Consider the following 17,098-nt stretch of genomic DNA (forward strand, 5'->3'; position numbering starts at 1 on the left):
AACCTCCGATGTCGATGCTGCTGTTGGACGAGGAAGAGATCGAGCGTCCGAAGGAGACGCCGGACACCACTGCCAAGGCCGACTGGAAGGTCGCGCTCAAGCGCGCCGCAGGCAAATTCAGCTCCGACGAGTGCACGGACAAGGCCGCGGCACTGACCTACTTCTCGATGCAATCGCTCTTCCCGGGGCTGATCGGTGTGCTGTCGCTGATCAACGTCTTCGGCAACGGCAAGAGCACCACCAAGAGCATCGTGAAGATCGTCGCGAACATCGCGGGCAAGGATCCGAGTGAGTTCGACTGGCTGACGAAGTTCATCGACCACGTCAACACGCAGGGCGGCGGCGGCATCGCGCTGGCCGTCGGCATCCTGCTCTCGATCTGGTCGGCGTCGGGTTACGTCGGCGGGTTCAGCCGCGCGCTCAACCGGATCTACGAGGTGCCCGAGGGCCGGCCGGTCTGGAAGCTGCGCCCGGCGCTCTATCTGGTGACGATCGTCGAGGTCGTGCTCATCATCGTGGTGATGTTCGCCCTGGTGACGACGGGCAAGGTGGCCAGCTCCATCGCCGGTGAGATCGGCATACCGAGCCAGGCCGTGCAGATCTGGGACATCGCCAAGTGGCCGTTCGTCGTGCTGATCGTGGTCTTCATCATCGGGATGCTCTACTGGGCGACTCCCAACGTGCGCAAGACCAAGCGCGACATCTTCACCTGGGGCGCGCTGATCGGTTTCGTCGTCTGGGTCGTGGCATCGGCCGCGCTGCTGATCTACCTGGGCCTCACGCAGGGCGCCAGCTACCAGAAGACGTATGGCGCGTTCGCCGGCGCGATCATGTTCATGCTGTGGCTGTGGATCACCAACATCGCGATGCTCTTCGGGGCAGAGGTCGACGCCGAACTCATCCGTACCCGCCAGCTGAAGTCCGGGCTGCCGGCGGAGGAGATGATCCTGCTGCCCCCGAAGGACGACTCCAAGTTCGCAGGGATCGAACTCAAGGCGGCCAAGGAATTCGACACGGCTCACGAGCTGCGGCTGAACGCCATGCGTGAGGCAGCGGACGATCCGAATGTCTTCGGGCGGGCGCGGATGGCGGCCGGACACGCGGCCCAGGTTGCGGGCGTTGCGAGCACCTCGTCGCGATCGGGTAAGACTGGTCTTGTCGGGCCACGCGACGCATCGGCGCCGCGGGCCGCAGTGGACACCAACACAGAGGTAGGTGCGATCGCCGTGGGTGCAGAGGAAAGAGCAGTGATCGAGGAGTCGCGACTGCAGCGGCGTGACTCGTGGCTGCTCAAGGCACAGAAGGCGCGACTCGTGCGCGACCGGCTGGATCGGCAGCGGGCCAAGCAGGCGAAGAAGGAGAAGCAGCGCCAGGCCGAGGCCGCCAGGGAGGTCAAGATCGCCGAGTCCTACGTGACCCGGCAGGACCGCTGGGACTCGGTCGAGAAGGTCCGCGCCCAGTTCGTGCCCGCGGACACCGCCGAACGCGAGCAGGTCCGCGCCGAGCGGCGGGCCCGACGTGCGACATACGACATGGAGCAGGCCGAGAAGCAGGCCAAGGCGGCCCAGCGTCCGCCGGAGCCGGAGGAGAAGCCGAAGCCCAAGCACGAGTCCAAGCACAAGTCCAAGCAGCCGCAGGCGCCGGCCGTGCTTCGTGCCGAGATCGAGCAGGAGCAGTTGCAGCGCCGCGAGGAGTGGTTCGCCGGGCACCCGAAGCGTTCAGCGCGCTGAATTCGCTCGCGTTATCCCTTTTGGCCCTCACCTGGTTGGGGTAGACAGGAGGCAGCGACGCCGCATGGTGTCGTCGCGAGCGCGCTCGCAAGCACACGGCCCGACTCGGGCCACGAGATTCGCAGGAGGACGCATGAGTGATTCCACGCAGGATCCGTACCAGGAGGGACCCGCCGACGGCGGTGCCGAAGGTAGGCCGGGTGTGCAGGACGGAGGCGCTGATGGTGGCGCGGGCCAGGAGGGTCCCGCCGACGGTGGAGCTTCGGGCGCCGAAGGTGTGCAGGACGGCGGTGCCGATGGTGGCGCGGGCCAGGAGGGTCCCGCGGACGGTGGTGCCTCGGGCACATCGGGTGTGCAGGACGGAGGCGCTGATGGTGGCGCCGGCCAGGAGGGTCCCGCCGACGGCGGTGCCGGAGGCACCGAGGGCGTGCAGGACAGCGGCGCCGATGGCGGAGCAGGCCCCGCCAATTGAGCACACCCCACACTGCATCTGACGACCCCGGCACCGGCTTCGGTGCCGGGGTCGCTCAGCCGCGACTGCTCGGAGTCACCCCGGAAGAATTCGCCGAAAACTATTGGGGCCGTAAGGCGTTGCTGAGTCGCCAGGTCGCAGACTTCAGCGATCTCTTCTCCGCAGCGGCCGTCGACGAGTTGCTCTCCCGTCGTGGCCTGCGCACCCCCTTCCTGCGTATGGCGAAGGACGGCGCGACCCTGGCCGATCGCAGCTTCACCGCGCCGGCCGGAGTCGGAGCGACCATCGGGGACCAGCTCGACGACACCGCGATCTGGCGGCAGTTCGCCGACGGCGCGACGATCGTGCTGCAGGCGTTGCAGCGCACCTGGGCCCCCATCGGAGAATTCACCTCGCAGCTGGCGACCGAGCTCGGGCACCCCGTGCAGGCCAACGCCTACATCACGCCGCGGCAGAATCGCGGTTTCGACGACCACTACGACGTGCACGATGTCTTCGTGCTGCAGATCGCCGGCAGCAAGCGCTGGGTCATCCACGAGCCGGTCCACCCGGACCCGCTGCGCGACCAGCCGTGGACCGACCATCGGGCCGCCGTAGCCGAAGCCGCGCAGGGCGAGCCGGTGATCGACACGATGTTGCAACCGGGGGACTGCCTCTACCTTCCGCGCGGCTGGCTGCATGCGGCGCAGGCGCAGGACGAGGTGTCGATCCATGTCACGCTCGGCGTACATGCCTGGACCCGCTATGCGATCGCCGAGGAACTCGTCCAGGACGCGCTCACCCGGCTCCGGGACGACCCCGAGGCACGGCAGTCGCTGCCGATCGGAGTCAACGACCCGGCCGACGTGGTCGACACCGTCCGCAAGCAGCTGCTCGCGGTCCTGGGTGAGTCCGACCCGGCGCCCGCGTTCCACCGCGCCCGCAACCGGCAGAGCCGGCCCGGTCCGCTCGGCCCGCTCGCGCAGCAGGCCGCGGTCGACACATTGGACGAGTCGTCGATGGTTCGGCTGCGTGAGAGCCTGGCGCCCAGGCTGGATGCTCCGCGGCTGCACACGCGGGTCGGCTGGCTCGACTTCGAGGCCGACGAGCTGCCCGCCATACAACAGTTGCTGGACGGGCAGCCGCGAGCTGCCGGAGATATCGGACTCGCCCTCACTGCCCGGCTGTTGCGCGCGGGTGTTGCGGTGCCTGCAACGCCGTGACTCGACCGGGCCAGTTCCGTTGCGCTGCAGCCGCATTCGCCCGGGGGGATCGCCAGGCCGGCACCGCGGCGCGGGCGCGCGGCTGGGTCCTCATCGAGCATCCGGGCCCGTGGCCGTTCGGCGGGTTCGCCGAACTCGACCTGGCCCCCGAGGTGCAGCATGTCGTGCGCCACGCGGCGCAGTCCGCCGGGATGCGCATCCTGCTGGTCCGCCGGCACGGTCGCCAGCCGTCCGGGCGGGAGGCCCTCTGGGCCGTCCTGCGGTATGACGCAACGGGCGAGCACCGCCAGGAGTGGGGCAGCTGGTCCGAGGAGGCCGATCTCGCGCAGATCGCGGCGGCCATCGACCGACCCGGTGCCACCGGGTTGCCGCCGGTCCACCTGGTCTGCACGCACGGGGTCCACGACGCCTGCTGCGCGATCCGCGGCCGGCCCGTCGCTCGCGCGCTCAACGAGGAATGGCCCGACGAGACCTGGGAATGCAGCCACGTCGGCGGCGACCGCTATGCGGCCAACGTGCTGGTCGCTCCGGATGGCGTCTACTTCGGTGACGTCACGCCGGACCAGGCGATCGAGGCGGTCGGGCTGCTGCGCAGCGGGCTGGTCGCGGCCGATCACCTGCGCGGCTACACCGACCTCGCGCCGGCCGAGCAGTATGCCGTCGCCGAGGTGCTGGGTCGTTTCGGGCCGGCCGGGCGGCACGCCATACAGGTGCGCTCCGCGACGCGCCGCGGCGACCGGTGGACGGTGTTGCTCGAGTGCGCTGCGCCGTTGCCGGCCGAGGTGGCGGTCGAACTGCGGTTCTATGCGGAGCCGGCCGCCCAACTGACCTGCCTGGCTCCCGCGCCGAGTCGGGCCCTCGCCTATGAAACGGTCGCCGTGAGGGTTCCGCCGGACACGCGGCGCTGAGCCGGACGACGCCGCGGGATCACGAATGCTCGTGCTGGCGCTGCAGTTTCGCGATGTCTCGGCGCAGGCTGCGGATCTCGGCGAGCAGGAGATCGTCGTCGCGTTTGACCTGCTCGGTGATCCACGATGCGAGCGTCGCGGTGACGGTACCGAGCAGGGCGATCCCGGAGATCATCAGCGCCGCGCCGATGAAGTGGCCTTCGGTCGTCACCGGGTAGTGGTCGCCGTAGCCGACCGTCGTCATGGTCGAGATGGTCCACCAGGCGGCGTCACCGAAGGTGTGGATGTTGCTGCCGGGTGCGTTGCGCTCGACGTCCAGGCAGGTCAGTGACGCGGTGAAGCCGACCAGAAAGGACGCACTGACGATGTATGCCGCAACCCGGCCGCGCAGCGACGCGACCGTCATACGGTTCAGGACACGCAGCATCGGCACGACACGCAACAACCGCAGCGGACGCAGCATCGGCAGGATGAGCGCCGCGAAGTCGAGCAGGTGGCGAATCACCCACTTGCGCTTGTTGTTCGACTTGCGGTACTCCACGACGTAGTCGACCGAGAACAACCCCCAGGTTCCCCAGACGACCACGTCGCACAGGTGCCGTTCGGTGCGGCCGAGGCTCGTGTCGAGGATCGAGACGGCGTATGCCGCGAGGAAGACCACCGCGGCCAGCACGAGGGTGATCTCCCACCGGGACCTGGAACGCATGCGGCCATCGTGTGGGGGAGCGCTGGACGCTTCCTGCGCGACGGCCGGTCGTTCCCTGCGAGCCGGCGGCGGCCGGACGTGAAAGAACCCCGGCCTCGCAGGAGGCCGGGGTTCTTCGGTGTGGGGTGAGTGACGGGACTTGAACCCGCGACATTCGCGACCACAACGCGACGCTCTACCAGCTGAGCTACACCCACCATGGCTACTTCCATCGGAGGCAGCGCGGACTATCGTACCTGCTGCCAAGGGGTGGTCGTGACAACCCCCTCGTGCCTCGGGTGCTGTCACTCCGCAGAACCTTTTGGTCGCTCGCTGCGCTCGCTCGTGACCACCCCTTGACAGTTCAGCTCTCAGCGCCGAACTTCGCCGCGATCTGCTTCGCGGCCTTGCTGTCCGGGCCGGGCTGCGGCACGAAAACGGCCTCGCGGTAGTAGCGCAGCTCATCGATGGAGTCGCGGATGTCGGCGAGCGCGCGGTGGCCGCCGTTCTTGGCCGGCGCGTTGAAGTAGGCGCGCGGGTACCAGCGGCGGGACAGCTCCTTCACCGACGACACGTCGATGATCCGGTAGTGCAGGTGGGACTCCAGTTGCGGCATGTCGCGAGCAAGGAATCCGCGGTCGGTGCTGACCGTGTTGCCGCCGAGCGGCCACTTGCCCTCCTCGGGCGCGAACTCGCGGACGTAGTCCAGCACCTGCTGCTGCGCCTCTTCCATGGTCACGCCGCCGGCGAGTTCGTCCAGCAGGCCGCTCCTGGTGTGCATGGCGCGGACGAAGTCGTTCATCTGGTCGAGCGCCTCCTGGGACGGCTTGATGAGGACGTCCACCCCGTCGCCGAGCTGGTTCAGCTCGAAGTCGGTGACCAGCGCTGCCACTTCGATGAGTGCGTCGTCGGTCAGGCTCAATCCGGTCATCTCGCAGTCGATCCAGACGATTCGGTCGGTGCGTGCCTTGTCTTCGCTCACCGGATCACTCTAGGGACCCGTGCTCCGGACCGGTGGGGAAGCCTGTGGTGCGCAGTGCCGGACGCACGTCATACAGTGCCCGGGTGCTGCCGCCACCACGACCAGATCGGCGCCCCACGCTGCGCCGATGGCTGACCGTCTCGCTGATCGCGATCCTCTTCGCGCTCGGCGGACTCGGGATGCTGGTGCTGATCGACGACCAGTCCGGCCTGATCGCCACCGGACTGGGGCTGGTGCTGTCGCTGCTCGTCCTGGGTGTGGTCGTGCCGGTTTTCCTGTGGCTCGACCGATTCGAGCGGGAGCCCACCGGGATGCTGGTCTTCGCCTTGTTGTGGGGAGCGTGCATCGCGACATTCAGCGCCGCAGTCCTCAACAACCTCGGCTCGGTGCTCATCGATCCGATGCTGGCGACCCACCCGTCGGCCGCGACGTGGGTCGCGCCCGTGGTCGAGGAGTCGATGAAGGGCCTCGGTCCGTTGCTGCTGTTGCTCTTTCGCCGCCGCGAGGTCGACGGCGTACTCGACGGCATGGTGTATGCCGGGCTCAGCGCCGCCGGATTCGCAGCCGTCGAGGATGTCGTCTATCTCGCGTCCGGGTTCGCACACTCGGGGGAACAGGGGTTGCTCAGCACCTTCATCGTGCGGGTCGTGATGAGTCCCTTCGCGCACCCGATGTTCACCGTCTGCACCGGCATCGGGATCGGCATTGCCGCCACGACACCACACCGGCAGTTGCGATTCGTGGCGCCGTTCGCCGGCTGGTGCTGCGCCGTCACGCTGCACGGCATCTGGAATCTCGGCGCGCTGCTGCCGCAGCACGGTTGGCTCGTCTTCTATGTGCTGTTGCAGCTGCCGCTCTTCGTCGCCTTCATGACGCTGATCGTGCTGGCCCGCAGGCATGAGGCGACCCTCATCGCCCGGGAGCTCGGTGAGTACGTCGACGTCGGGCGGCTCTCCGTGCCGGAAGTGCTCATGCTGTCCTCGGTCAAGGAGCGTCGCTATGCCATGGCGTGGGCAGAGCACCACGGAGGTGTCGAGGCACAGGGAGAAATGCGCGAACTGCAAGACGCGGCAAGCGAATTGGCGATGGTGCGGGCACGGATCGATCGCGGCGACCGCAGCGCGCCGGTGATCGAGGCGGAGGAACATCTGCTGGAGATCGTGGCGCACCTGCGGGTGCGTTTCCTCGACACGGCGCTCTACCGTTATTACGACGACCGGGGGATGACGGCCCGGTAGCGAGGGAGCGGTGATGGCCAGCGTGAGAAGGCATCGGCTGTATGCCGATCGCGCCGGGGCCGGTGCAGCGCTCGCGTCCCGGTTGCGGGCGTATGACGGTCGCTCCGACGTTGTCGTGCTGGGTCTGCCCCGCGGTGGAGTGCCGGTCGCGGCAGCCGTTGCGCGACACCTGGGGGCGCCGCTCGACGTGCTGGTGGTTCGCAAGCTCGGCCTGCCGCGTCATCCGGAGGTCGCGATGGGAGCCGTCGCGGGTGCGGCGGGCGCACTGGAGGTTGTGCGCAATCCGGAGGTGTTGCAGCACGCGCACGTGACCGATGACGAGTTCGACCGCGTCCTGGCCGCCGAGGTCGACGAATTGCGCCGCCGCGAGAGCATCTACCGCGGCAGCCGGCGGTCCGTGTCCTTGCAGGGTCGCGTGGTCCTCGTCGTCGACGACGGACTGGCCACGGGCGCGACGATGCGGGTCGCGGCGCACGTCATACAACGGCGGGAACCGGCACGGATCGTGCTCGCGGCCCCGGTCGGTCCACCGGACGTGTGCGCGGCGCTGGCCGGCGAGGCGGACGAACTGGTCTGCCCCTGGCAACCCCCGGACTTCTCGGCGGTCGGTGCGGCATACCGGGTGTTCGGCCAGACCTCGAACGACGAGGTGCGGCGGTTGCTGAGTGCGGCGAACCCGACCGATCGACCGGAGCCGTGACGTGGCCGTCCGGTAATCTGCCCGAGCCCCGAAGATTATTCTGAAGGGGCCGGTTTGCCCCCGTAGCTCAGCTGGATAGAGCAAGAGCCTTCTAATCTCTAGGTCGCAGGTTCGAGTCCTGCCGGGGGTGCCAAAAATGCCGCAGCTTGCTGCGGCCTTTTTGGCACCCAGGACAGAAGTAACAGGTGCGTCGGACGACCGAGGAACGAGGTCGGACGAGGCACCGACGGGGGTGCAAAACGCCAGCAGCTTGCTGCTGGCTTTTTTGCACGCCCGGCAGAAGTAACAGGCGTATCGGACGACCGAGGAACGAGGTCGGACGAGGCGCCGACGGGGGTGCCCGTCAGCAGCTTGCTGCGGCTTGCGGTAGCAACAAGCCGTCGTGGCGTATCTAACAGTGGCCGATTCGGCGGGTAACGGCGGGCCAAGTTGAGTCGCGGCCCTCGCCACGAAATGATGTGCGACGTGTCGGACGACGTCGAAGGTGCGCGATTGCTGGCCGCGTTGCAATCACTGCGCCGCGGTGTCGACGCGACGGCATACCCCTTGGAACTGTCGGACGTCGAGCACGCCCGGCGCGAGCGCGCGGAACTGCTCGCCCAGCTGGACGACTACATCCTTCCGCGGGCGGCTGCGCTGGACGCGCCGTTGCTCGCCGTCGTCGGCGGCTCCACCGGGGCCGGCAAGTCGACACTGGTCAACTCGCTGGTCGGTGAGGCCGTCACCAAGAGCGGTGTGCTGCGGCCGACCACACGCGCCTCGACCCTGATCCACAACCCGGCCGACGCGAAATGGTTCACGAGCACTCGGGTGCTGCCCGGCCTGGCCCGCCTCACCGGAGCCGAGGCCGAGGCCGGTGACCCGGGCACGCTGCGGTTGGTTGCCGGCGACGTGCCACAGGGGCTGGCGTTGCTCGATGCGCCCGACATCGACTCGGTCGTGTCGGCCAACCGGGACCTCGCGCGGCAGCTGCTCTCGGCGGCCGATCTGTGGATCTTCGTCACCACAGCGATGCGGTATGCCGACGCGGTGCCGTGGAACCTCCTGCAGCAGGCCATCGAGCGCGGGACCTCCGTGGCAGTGGTGCTCGACCGGGTGCCGCTGGATGCGATGGAGGAAGTGCGCGCCGACTTCGCGACGATGCTGATGGAGCAGGGACTCGGCCAGTCGCCGGTATTCGCGATCGCCGAGTCCGAGCTCGGCCCCGACGGGCTGCTGCCCGGCGTCGAGGTTGCCCGCATCAATGGCTGGCTGGCGTCACTCGCGGCCGACCAGCACGCACGAAGCATCGTCATCCGACGCACTCTGCAGGGTGCGCTCGACTCGCTCGATGGACGCGCATCCGGGCTGGAAAGTGCGCTCCGGCAACAAGGTTCGGCCCGGCAGGAACTCAGCAAGATCGCCGCCGACGGGTATGCCGCAGCCCTCTCCGGGGTGTCCGACGGCATGCAGGACGGCACGTTGCTGCGTGGTGAGGTGCTGGCGCGATGGCAGGAGTTCGTCGGCACCGGTGAGGTCTTCCGGCAGCTCGAGGCCGGCGTCAGCCGCATGCGCGACCGGATCAGTTCCGCCCTGCGCTCGCACACCCGTCGGCCTGCCGACGATCTCGGCGCCGCACTGCAGACCGGCGTCGCCGCGCTGTTGCAGGCACATGGCGAGACGGCCACGATCTCGGTGACCCGGCAATGGCGCCATACACCAGGAGGAGCGGAGTTGGTCACCGCACACCCCGAACTCTCCTCTGTTTCCAGCGGATTCGCCGCCGATACCGAGAAGCTGGTCCGTGCCTGGCAGGATGACGTCCTGGCCATGGTGCGCGAGGAAGCCGGTGGCAAGCGCACGACCGCGCGCTTCCTGGCGTTCGGTGTCAACGGCATCTCCGTGCTGCTGATGCTCGTCGTCTTCTCCGCGACCGCCGGACTCACCGGCGCCGAGGTCGGCATCGCGGGCGGATCCGCGATCCTGGCGCAGCGCCTGCTCGAAGCCGTCTTCGGCGACCAGGCCGTGCGCACCCTGGCGAACAAAGCCCGCACCCAGCTATTGGCCCGCACCGAGGAGCTGTATGACGCACAACGCACCCGTTTCGACGACGTGCTGACCGAGACCACCGGCAGCGGTTCGTCCGCCGAGCAGCTCAGGGCGGCCATCGACGAGGTGCGGTCGGCGCAGCGCCGGCCGAGCCAGGGCACGTCGAAGCGATGACGGAACAGAAGATCAGCTGGCAGGACGTCGCCACGCACGCCGACGCCCTCGGTGACGCACTGCGCACCGGCGAGGAGCAGCTTCCCGCGGACGGCGTGGCACACGCGAAGCAGATCCTGCGCAAGGTGCCGACCCGGCAGGGCATGGTCGGTGGCCGCACCGTCGTCGTGCTCGCCGGAGCGACTGGCAGCGGGAAGTCGAGTCTTTTCAATGCCCTTGTGGCAGAGCCGGTTTCGCGGATCGGCGCTCGCCGTCCGACGACGTCGGTGCCGACCGCCGCCATCTGGGGTGACGAGCCGAGCGGCGAACTGCTCGACTGGCTGGGCGTCGGCACCCGTCACCAGGTGCCGCGCAACACCAGGCGCGCCGACACACTCGATGGCCTCGTGCTGCTCGACCTGCCCGACTTCGATTCCAAGGTCGCGCAACACCGCGCGGAGGCCGACCGCGTGATCGAGCTCGCGGACGTCTTCATCTGGGTCACCGATCCGCAGAAGTATGCCGATGCCGTGCTGCACGACGACTACGTGAAGCGGCTGGCCGGCCACGACGCCGTCTCGCTGGTCGTGCTCAACCAGATCGACCGGCTCGACCGCGCGCAGATCTCCGAGTGTGCCGACGATCTGCACCGGTTGCTGACCGCCGATGGGCTCGCCGGCGTGCCGATCCTGCCGACGTCCGCGGTGCGCGGGTTCGGCGTCGACGACCTGGCCGGAACCATCGGGACGGTCGTGCAGGAACGCAACGCTGCCGAGCAGCGACTGCTGGCCGACGTGCGTGGCGCGGCCCGAACCCTGACGACCGGCGTCGCGCCCGCCGAGGTGGATCTGGCCGGGCAGGACGACTCCGAGCTCACCGACGCGCTCTGCCGAGCGGCCGGTGTCCCCGCCGTGGTCGACGCGGTGCGTCATGACTACCGGCGGCAGGCCGAGCACCACACCGGCTGGCCGTTCACCCGGTGGGTGCACCGCCTGCGTCCCGAGCCGTTGCGACGGCTGCGCCTGGACGAGGCGCACACGATGAACCGTTCGGGCGCCAAGCTGGCGCTCGGTCGTTCCTCGCTGCCTCCGGCCGGGCCGGCTGCCCGGGCGGCCGTCGACGTCGCGACCCACAAGCTCGGCCGGCATGCGGCGCAGGGCCTGCCCGCGCCGTGGGCGGAGGCCGCCCAGAACGCCGCGACACCGGGTGACGAGCACCTGCACGACAACCTCGACCAAGCGGTCATCGGCACGGAGCTGCACGACAAGCGTCCGGCGTGGTGGTCGGTCGCTTCGGTACTCCAGTGGGTCTTCGCCGCCGTCGCCCTGGTCGGCCTGGTGTGGCTCGGACTGCTGGTCGCGCTCGGGTTTGCGCACGTCGATGCCTCGTCGCCGAAATGGATCGGCCTGCCGATCCCGCTGCTGATGCTGGTTTTCGGGCTCCTCGCCGGTGTGTTGCTCGCGCTCGTCTCGCGATGGGCCGCGGCGCGCGGTGCTCAGCGCCGCGCCGATCAGGTGCACGCGCGGTTGCGCGCCGCCATTGCGGCGGTCGGCATCGAGCAGATCGTCAACCCGGTCGCGCGGGTGCTCCAGGCCCACCGCAGCACCCGGGAGTCGCTGGCTGTAGCGGCCCGCTGACGCCTGTCCACATCCCACTGTCGGTGCCGGCGTCGTCCACAACGGCGACACGATGCACTCGCCCTGTGCTGCCCACGGCTCCAGCCTGAAGGTCCACTCCGACGCACGTGAAGCGCGTGCGCCGGACAGACCAGGCAATCAGGCCAGACAGGGGCTCGACATGAACGAGACACACGTGACACTCCGCGGCAACGTCGTCGCCGATCCGGACCGCATCACCAGCGCCAAGGGCGACTTCACCACCTTCCGCATCGCGGTCAACGAGTTCTACCGCGATCAGGCCGGCGGTGGGTATGTCGACGGCCGCAGTTCCTTCTACAAGGTGGTGGCGTTTCGGGATGTGGGTTCCAACGTCCAGCAGTCCTTGAAGAAGGGCATGCCGGTGTTGATCCACGGCGTCCTGCGGATGAGCCAGTGGCAGACCGCCAGTGGTGAGACGCGGTCGGCGCCCGAGATCGAGGCGTTCAACGTCGGTCCCGACCTGCGTTTCGGCATCGCGACCTACCAGAAGGTGCCCGGCCAGAGTCGACGCGGCGGGAGCGTCGGCGGTGAGCGGGCCAGCTGGCGGACGGACGCCGCTCCGGCCGCCGACTCGTGGGGGAGCGACGCGGACGTGCCCGCACAAGCGCCCGATTTCGCGGGTTCGACCGACGGGGAGGTCTCGTCCTCCTCCGGTCCGCTGGTCCAGCAACAGGCCAGTTGAGAGCGCGCACCAGCGTCGGGGCGGGGCCGGTGCGGTGACACGATTTCGGTGCCACGGCATCGCCCCGATAGCCTTCGCACATGCCCGAGTTCATCTACACCATGACCAAGGCGCGCAAGGCTGTCGGGGACAAACTGATCCTCGATGACGTCAGCATGTCTTTCTACCCAGGCGCGAAGATCGGCGTCGTGGGTCCCAACGGCGCCGGTAAGTCCACGATCCTGAAGATCATGGCCGGCCTCGACCAGCCATCCAACGGTGAGGCCCGCCTGTCGCCCGGCTACAGCGTCGGCATTCTGCTGCAGGAGCCCCCGCTGAACGAAGAGAAGGACGTGCGCGGCAACGTCGAGGAGGGCCTCGGGCAGATCAAGGCCGACCTCGACCGCTTCAACGAGATCTCCGAGGAGATGGCCCAGCCCGACGCGGACTTCGACGCGTTGATGGCCGAGATGGGCAAGCTGCAGGAGAAGATCGACTCCGCCGACGCGTGGGACCTCGACTCGCAGCTCGAGCAGGCGATGGACGCCCTGCAGTGCCCGCCCGGGGACGCCGACGTCACCGTCCTTTCCGGTGGTGAGCGCCGCCGCGTGGCGCTGTGCAAGTTGCTGCTGTCCAAGCCGGACCTGCTGCTGCTCGACGAGCCGACCAACCACCTCGACGCCGAGTCGGTCAACTGGCTCGAGCAGCACCTGGCGGCATACCCCGGCGCCGTCCTGGCCGTGACGCACGATCGCTACTTCCTCGACCACGTCGCGGGCTGGATCTGTGAGGTCGATCGCGGCCGGCTCTACCCCTACGAGGGCAACTACTCCACCTACCTGGAGAAGAAGGAGGAGCGCCTGCAGGTCCAGGGCAAGAAGGACGCCAAGCTCGCCAAGCGGCTGCGGTCCGAGCTGGAGTGGGTGCGGTCCAACGCCAAGGCACGGCAGACCAAGAGCAAGTCGCGTCTGGCGCGCTATGAGGAGATGGCGGCCGAGGCCGACCGGACCCGCAAGCTGGACTTCGAGGAGATCCAGATCCCGCCGGGCCCACGGCTCGGTGCTCAGGTCATCGAGGTCAAGGACCTCCGGAAGGGCTTCGGCGACCGCGTCCTCATCGACGATCTGTCGTTCACCCTGCCGCGCAACGGCATCGTCGGCGTCATCGGCCCGAACGGCGTCGGCAAGACCACGCTCTTCAAGACCATCGTCGGCTTCGAGGCGCCGGACGACGGCTCGGTCAAGGTCGGCGAGACCGTCGACATCTCGTATGTCGACCAGTCCCGCGCCGGCATCGACTCGGAGAAGACGCTCTGGGAGGTCGTCTCCGACGGACTCGACTACATCCAGGTCGGGAAGGTTGAAATCCCCTCGCGCGCCTACGTTTCGCAGTTCGGATTCAAGGGCCCGGACCAGCAGAAGAAGGCCGGTGTGCTCTCCGGTGGTGAGCGCAACCGCTTGAACCTCGCGCTGACCCTCAAGCAGGGTGGCAACCTCCTGCTGCTCGACGAGCCGACCAACGACCTCGACGTCGAGACGCTCGGTTCGCTGGAGAACGCCCTGCTCGACTTCCCGGGCTGCGCCGTGGTCATCAGCCACGACCGGTGGTTCCTCGACCGGGTCGCGACGCACATCCTCGCCTACGAGGGCACCGACGAGAACCCCTCGAACTGGTACTGGTTCGAAGGCAACTACGCGTCCTACGAGGAGAACAAGATCGAGCGCCTCGGTGTCGAAGCCGCTCGTCCGCACCGCGTCACCCACCGCCGCCTGACCCGCGACTGACGTTTCGGTCGCACGTCGCGCATCTCGAAGGGCCGGGTCCACATGGACCCGGCCCTTCGCGTTGTCCCGGCCCCTGCGTTGTGCGGGTTCGCTCGCGTTGTCCGGGCCCCTCGCGTTCTCCCGGTTCGCTCGCGTTGTCCAGGCCCCTCGCGTTGTCCGGGCCCCACGCGGCGACGGCGGTCCGCCCATCATGCCGAGAGGACACCCGATGCACCGAGCGGACACGCAATCAGGCGTCTATGGGCCCGAATTACGTGTCCTGTGAGTGTTTTCGTGTCCTCTCGGTAAAAGTGGCTGGCAGGGGTCAGGCGTTTTCGCGGGCGGCCAGCTCGGCGTCAGACATCAGCACGCAGAACTCGTTGCCCTCGGGATCGGCGAGCACCGCCCAGCCCCGGTCCGGCTTCCGCAGGTCGTTGACCATGGTCGCGCCGAGTCCGAGGATCCGGTCGACCTCCTCGTCGCGCGTGAGGTCCGTGGAGCGGAGGCAGAAGTGCACGCGGTTCTTGATCGTCTTGGGTTCGGGGACCTTGAGGAAGATCAGGAAGGTGTTGTTCGGGCCGATGAGCCCGGCTTCCTCGTCGCCGGGACGTGACGGGTCGTCCTCCTCCAGGTGGTAGTCGCCGAGGACCTGGCTCCACCACATCATCTGGGCATACGGGTCGGCTGCGTCGAAACAGAAATTTGCGGCTCGTGAAGTCATGCGCTCCATCGTGTCGGCTCTCGCCGACACGGGGCAACGAGATATCGCCGCTCATTCCGGGTCCTCGCGACGTATCGGAGCGACGAAGGACCGGAGAACTCCGTGGGTGGATCTCAGCGGTTCCGCAACCGGTGCTGGAGGTTCGCCTTCACCATCGGCCAGGTGCGCGCGACGATGCTGTACTGCGCGGTGTCGCGCACGACGCCATACGGGTCCATCGAGTCGGCGCGCAGGATGCCCTCCAGCTCTGCGCCGAGTCGTTCGATGGCGGCACGCGACTGCAGGTTCATCTTGTGCGTGCGGAACCGCACCGCCTCCACCTGCCAGGTCTCGAATGCATACGTCATCAGCAGCAGCTTGCTCTCGGCGTTCGTGCCGGTGCCGTGGACCGACTCGCGGTTCCAGGTCGAGCCGATCTCCAGCCGGGGCACCGACGGCACGATGTCCATGAAGGTCGTCATACCGATCACGGCGTCGTCAGCGGTGCGCACCGCCGTGAACGGCTGCATCGTGCCCGCCTCCTGCAGGGCCAGCCGCCGGTCGATCTCCGCATGCATGTCCTCCGGGCGGGGGACCGAGGTGTACCACCGGTCCCACATCGCCCCATCGGACGCGGCTTCCACGAGACCGTCGTGCTGATCGTGGCTCAACGGCTCCAGCCGGACGAGTCGTCCGGTGAGAGTGGTCGGCGTGAGGGGGAGCGGGATCGTCATACGACGATCTCAGCACACGCCTCGCGTCACTCCGCGGTCGCAGTCGCTGTCGGAACGGACGACGGCGAGTAGCCCGTGGGCGGCGCCGAGCCGCTCGCGCGCTTCGTGTCGTCGAAGACGAGCATGCTGCCGCCGTAGCACGCAACCCAGACCTGATGCGTCGCGTCGTCATACGTGATGCCGATCGGCGACGGATCGGTCGGCACACGCTGGATCACCTTCATGTCCGCGGTGGTGATCTTGCTGGCCGACTTGCCGAAGTAGTTGACGACATACAGCGCGGTGCCGTCCTGCGAGATCGCCATACTCCGCGGCTCTGGGCCCGAAACCACTTGAGCGACAACCTTGTCCGTGGCCGTGTCGATCTTGTAGACCCGGTTGGTGCCGCTGGCGGCGAGGTAGAGGAACTTGTTGTCAGGAGACAACACCAGGTGCCGGGGACGGTTGACGTCCATGATCACGTGGTGCTCGCCGGTCTCCATGTTGACGCGGAAGACCTTGTTGCCGTACATCGCCGCGACGTATGCCGTCTTGTTGTCCGGCATGATCACGATGCCGCGGGGCTGTGCGGCGAGCTTGATGACTTTGGTCTGCTTGGCCGTTGCGCGGTCGATGATGCTGATGGTGAAGTCGCACCAGTTGCTGATCACGACCTTCTTCTGGTCGGGCGTGATCGCGACGAACTTCGGCACCGCACCGACCTCGATCGCCTGGTCCCAGGTCTTCTTGGCGACGTTGTAGCGGTAGACGAAGCCGTTGTCGAAGCCACTCTTCGGGGAACACTCGTCCTTGGCGAAGCCCTTGAAACCTGGGCCGGACATCACGTAATTGGAGACATACGCGTATTTCGCGTCCTGGGTCCAGGCCGCCTCGACCGGGCCGCCCTTGGCGATGCCCTTGTGCTCGGCGAAACCGAACTTCGACAGGTCGATCGAGTCCGAGAGCCGGTTGACGAGCTTGTGGGTGGTGCTGTCGTAGACGGTGATCGAGTGGCTGTAGATCATGTTGTTGGCGAGCACGAGGCCCTGCCCGCTCGCGTCGACCGACTTCGGCGTGATGCCTCCGGTGAACCGGTCGATCTGTCCCAGGCTGGTCGCCGACGACGGATCGGTTTGGATCACCTTCGGCGTCGTCGGCGCGTCGGTGCCGAGGGGTTCGGTGCCGGCTGACGAGGATGGTGCGGTGCCCACCGCCTGGGCCGGCCCCGGCTTGACGACCTGCCAGAGTGCGACCACCGAGCTTGCGAGCGCCAGCACGAGCACCGCGGCGAGTGTGAAGGCGATTCGCCTGCGGCGTACATAAATGCGCTCCTGGCGCCAGTGGGTTCTTTCGCCCATGGGGCTCACCCCGTGTTGGCGTTGCGAGTCGCGAGCTCCCTGCAACGCCAAACCATGGCAAGCCCCCTGTACTTGTCCTGAATGAACCCCATGCGAGGAGGGTATGGCGCGAACGCGCCGAAATCAGGCACATTCGCCCGGTTGGCC

The 17,098-nt window shown here is 68.0% G+C and carries 15 protein-coding genes and 2 tRNA genes; 11 read left to right on the plus strand and 6 right to left on the minus strand.

All coding sequences use genetic code 11. The features are described 5' to 3' along the window. Positions 1-8: 8 nt before the first annotated feature. From VG502_RS14630 to VG502_RS14645, 4 genes are all read left to right on the plus strand, one after another. On the plus strand, positions 9-1,730 hold the full coding sequence (locus VG502_RS14630) for a YihY/virulence factor BrkB family protein (protein ID WP_325550803.1): 1,722 nt from the start codon (positions 9-11) through the stop codon (positions 1,728-1,730). A gap of 133 nt (positions 1,731-1,863) precedes the next feature. Next, a complete protein-coding gene (locus tag VG502_RS14635; RefSeq protein WP_325550804.1) occupies positions 1,864-2,202 on the plus strand; it encodes a hypothetical protein in 339 nt (112 codons plus the stop codon). Further along, positions 2,199-3,404, plus strand: a complete 1,206-nt coding sequence (locus VG502_RS14640; RefSeq protein WP_325550805.1) for a cupin domain-containing protein — start codon at positions 2,199-2,201, stop codon at positions 3,402-3,404. The genes VG502_RS14635 and VG502_RS14640 overlap by 4 nt, the downstream gene beginning before the upstream one ends. Next, complete coding sequence (locus VG502_RS14645) at positions 3,401-4,312, plus strand: sucrase ferredoxin (RefSeq protein ID WP_325550806.1); 912 nt, start codon at positions 3,401-3,403, stop codon at positions 4,310-4,312. Before VG502_RS14640 ends, VG502_RS14645 begins: the two co-directional genes overlap by 4 nt. A gap of 19 nt (positions 4,313-4,331) precedes the next feature. Here VG502_RS14645 and VG502_RS14650 read toward each other — a convergent pair whose 3' ends face one another. From VG502_RS14650 to orn, 3 genes are all read right to left on the minus strand, one after another. Then, complete coding sequence (locus VG502_RS14650; protein WP_325550807.1) at positions 4,332-5,018, minus strand: potassium channel family protein; 687 nt, start codon at positions 5,016-5,018, stop codon at positions 4,332-4,334. Positions 5,019-5,139: 121 nt separating this feature from the next. After that, positions 5,140-5,215: transfer RNA gene (locus VG502_RS14655), tRNA-His, on the minus strand. Between the two features lie 146 nt (positions 5,216-5,361). Further along, entirely contained in the window at positions 5,362-5,979 is a 618-nt protein-coding gene (orn, locus tag VG502_RS14660) for an oligoribonuclease (RefSeq protein WP_325550808.1), read from the minus strand. A gap of 47 nt (positions 5,980-6,026) precedes the next feature. Between orn and VG502_RS14665 the strand changes: the two genes are divergently transcribed. The 7 genes from VG502_RS14665 to ettA all read left to right on the plus strand — a co-directional run bounded on the left by VG502_RS14665 (position 6,027) and on the right by ettA (position 14,201). Further along, positions 6,027-7,217, plus strand: coding sequence for a PrsW family intramembrane metalloprotease (locus tag VG502_RS14665; protein WP_325550809.1), 1,191 nt, complete (start codon positions 6,027-6,029; stop codon positions 7,215-7,217). Between the two features lie 13 nt (positions 7,218-7,230). After that, the gene (locus VG502_RS14670) at positions 7,231-7,917 is read left to right on the plus strand and encodes a phosphoribosyltransferase (RefSeq protein WP_325550810.1); all 687 of its coding nucleotides are present in this window, start codon (positions 7,231-7,233) and stop codon (positions 7,915-7,917) included. A gap of 56 nt (positions 7,918-7,973) precedes the next feature. Continuing rightward, positions 7,974-8,050: transfer RNA gene (locus VG502_RS14675), tRNA-Arg, on the plus strand. 323 nt (positions 8,051-8,373) lie between these two features. Further along, positions 8,374-10,119 carry a GTPase family protein gene (locus tag VG502_RS14680; protein WP_325550835.1) on the plus strand — a complete coding sequence of 582 codons (1,746 nt, stop codon included), beginning with the start codon at positions 8,374-8,376 and terminating at the stop codon, positions 10,117-10,119. Further along, entirely contained in the window at positions 10,116-11,735 is a 1,620-nt protein-coding gene (locus tag VG502_RS14685) for a YfjP family GTPase (RefSeq protein ID WP_325550811.1), read from the plus strand. The genes VG502_RS14680 and VG502_RS14685 overlap by 4 nt, the downstream gene beginning before the upstream one ends. Positions 11,736-11,895: 160 nt before the next feature. Beyond that, entirely contained in the window at positions 11,896-12,438 is a 543-nt protein-coding gene (locus tag VG502_RS14690; RefSeq protein WP_325550812.1) for a single-stranded DNA-binding protein, read from the plus strand. Between the two features lie 80 nt (positions 12,439-12,518). After that, entirely contained in the window at positions 12,519-14,201 is a 1,683-nt protein-coding gene (gene ettA, locus VG502_RS14695) for an energy-dependent translational throttle protein EttA (protein ID WP_325550813.1), read from the plus strand. Between the two features lie 304 nt (positions 14,202-14,505). On the opposite strand, the gene VG502_RS14700 is transcribed toward ettA, so the two are convergent. The 3 genes from VG502_RS14700 to VG502_RS14710 form a co-directional block, all read right to left on the minus strand. Continuing rightward, positions 14,506-14,901, minus strand: a complete 396-nt coding sequence (locus VG502_RS14700; protein WP_325550814.1) for a VOC family protein — start codon at positions 14,899-14,901, stop codon at positions 14,506-14,508. Between the two features lie 113 nt (positions 14,902-15,014). Next, positions 15,015-15,614 carry a GNAT family N-acetyltransferase gene (locus tag VG502_RS14705; RefSeq protein ID WP_325550815.1) on the minus strand — a complete coding sequence of 200 codons (600 nt, stop codon included), beginning with the start codon at positions 15,612-15,614 and terminating at the stop codon, positions 15,015-15,017. Positions 15,615-15,640: 26 nt separating this feature from the next. Continuing rightward, positions 15,641-16,951 (minus strand): YncE family protein, encoded by a 1,311-nt coding sequence (locus VG502_RS14710; RefSeq protein WP_325550816.1) that lies wholly within the window; start codon positions 16,949-16,951, stop codon positions 15,641-15,643. Positions 16,952-17,098: the final 147 nt, after the last annotated feature.

Origin of the sequence: Flexivirga sp., from assembly GCF_035551235.1 — a bacterium.
GTDB lineage: Bacteria > Actinomycetota > Actinomycetes > Actinomycetales > Dermatophilaceae > Flexivirga.

Coding starts and splice junctions, on each gene's coding strand:
- VG502_RS14700 (WP_325550814.1), bottom strand. CDS start 14,901: ATGACTTCACGAGCCGCAAATTTCTGTTTCGACGCAGCCGACCCGTAT.
- VG502_RS14650 (WP_325550807.1), bottom strand. CDS start 5,018: ATGCGTTCCAGGTCCCGGTGGGAGATCACCCTCGTGCTGGCCGCGGTG.
- VG502_RS14710 (WP_325550816.1), bottom strand. CDS start 16,951: ATGGGCGAAAGAACCCACTGGCGCCAGGAGCGCATTTATGTACGCCGC.
- VG502_RS14690 (WP_325550812.1), top strand. CDS start 11,896: ATGAACGAGACACACGTGACACTCCGCGGCAACGTCGTCGCCGATCCG.
- VG502_RS14635 (WP_325550804.1), top strand. CDS start 1,864: ATGAGTGATTCCACGCAGGATCCGTACCAGGAGGGACCCGCCGACGGC.
- VG502_RS14685 (WP_325550811.1), top strand. CDS start 10,116: ATGACGGAACAGAAGATCAGCTGGCAGGACGTCGCCACGCACGCCGAC.
- VG502_RS14705 (WP_325550815.1), bottom strand. CDS start 15,614: ATGACGATCCCGCTCCCCCTCACGCCGACCACTCTCACCGGACGACTC.
- VG502_RS14630 (WP_325550803.1), top strand. CDS start 9: ATGTCGATGCTGCTGTTGGACGAGGAAGAGATCGAGCGTCCGAAGGAG.
- VG502_RS14680 (WP_325550835.1), top strand. CDS start 8,374: ATGTGCGACGTGTCGGACGACGTCGAAGGTGCGCGATTGCTGGCCGCG.
- ettA (WP_325550813.1), top strand. CDS start 12,519: ATGCCCGAGTTCATCTACACCATGACCAAGGCGCGCAAGGCTGTCGGG.
- VG502_RS14670 (WP_325550810.1), top strand. CDS start 7,231: ATGGCCAGCGTGAGAAGGCATCGGCTGTATGCCGATCGCGCCGGGGCC.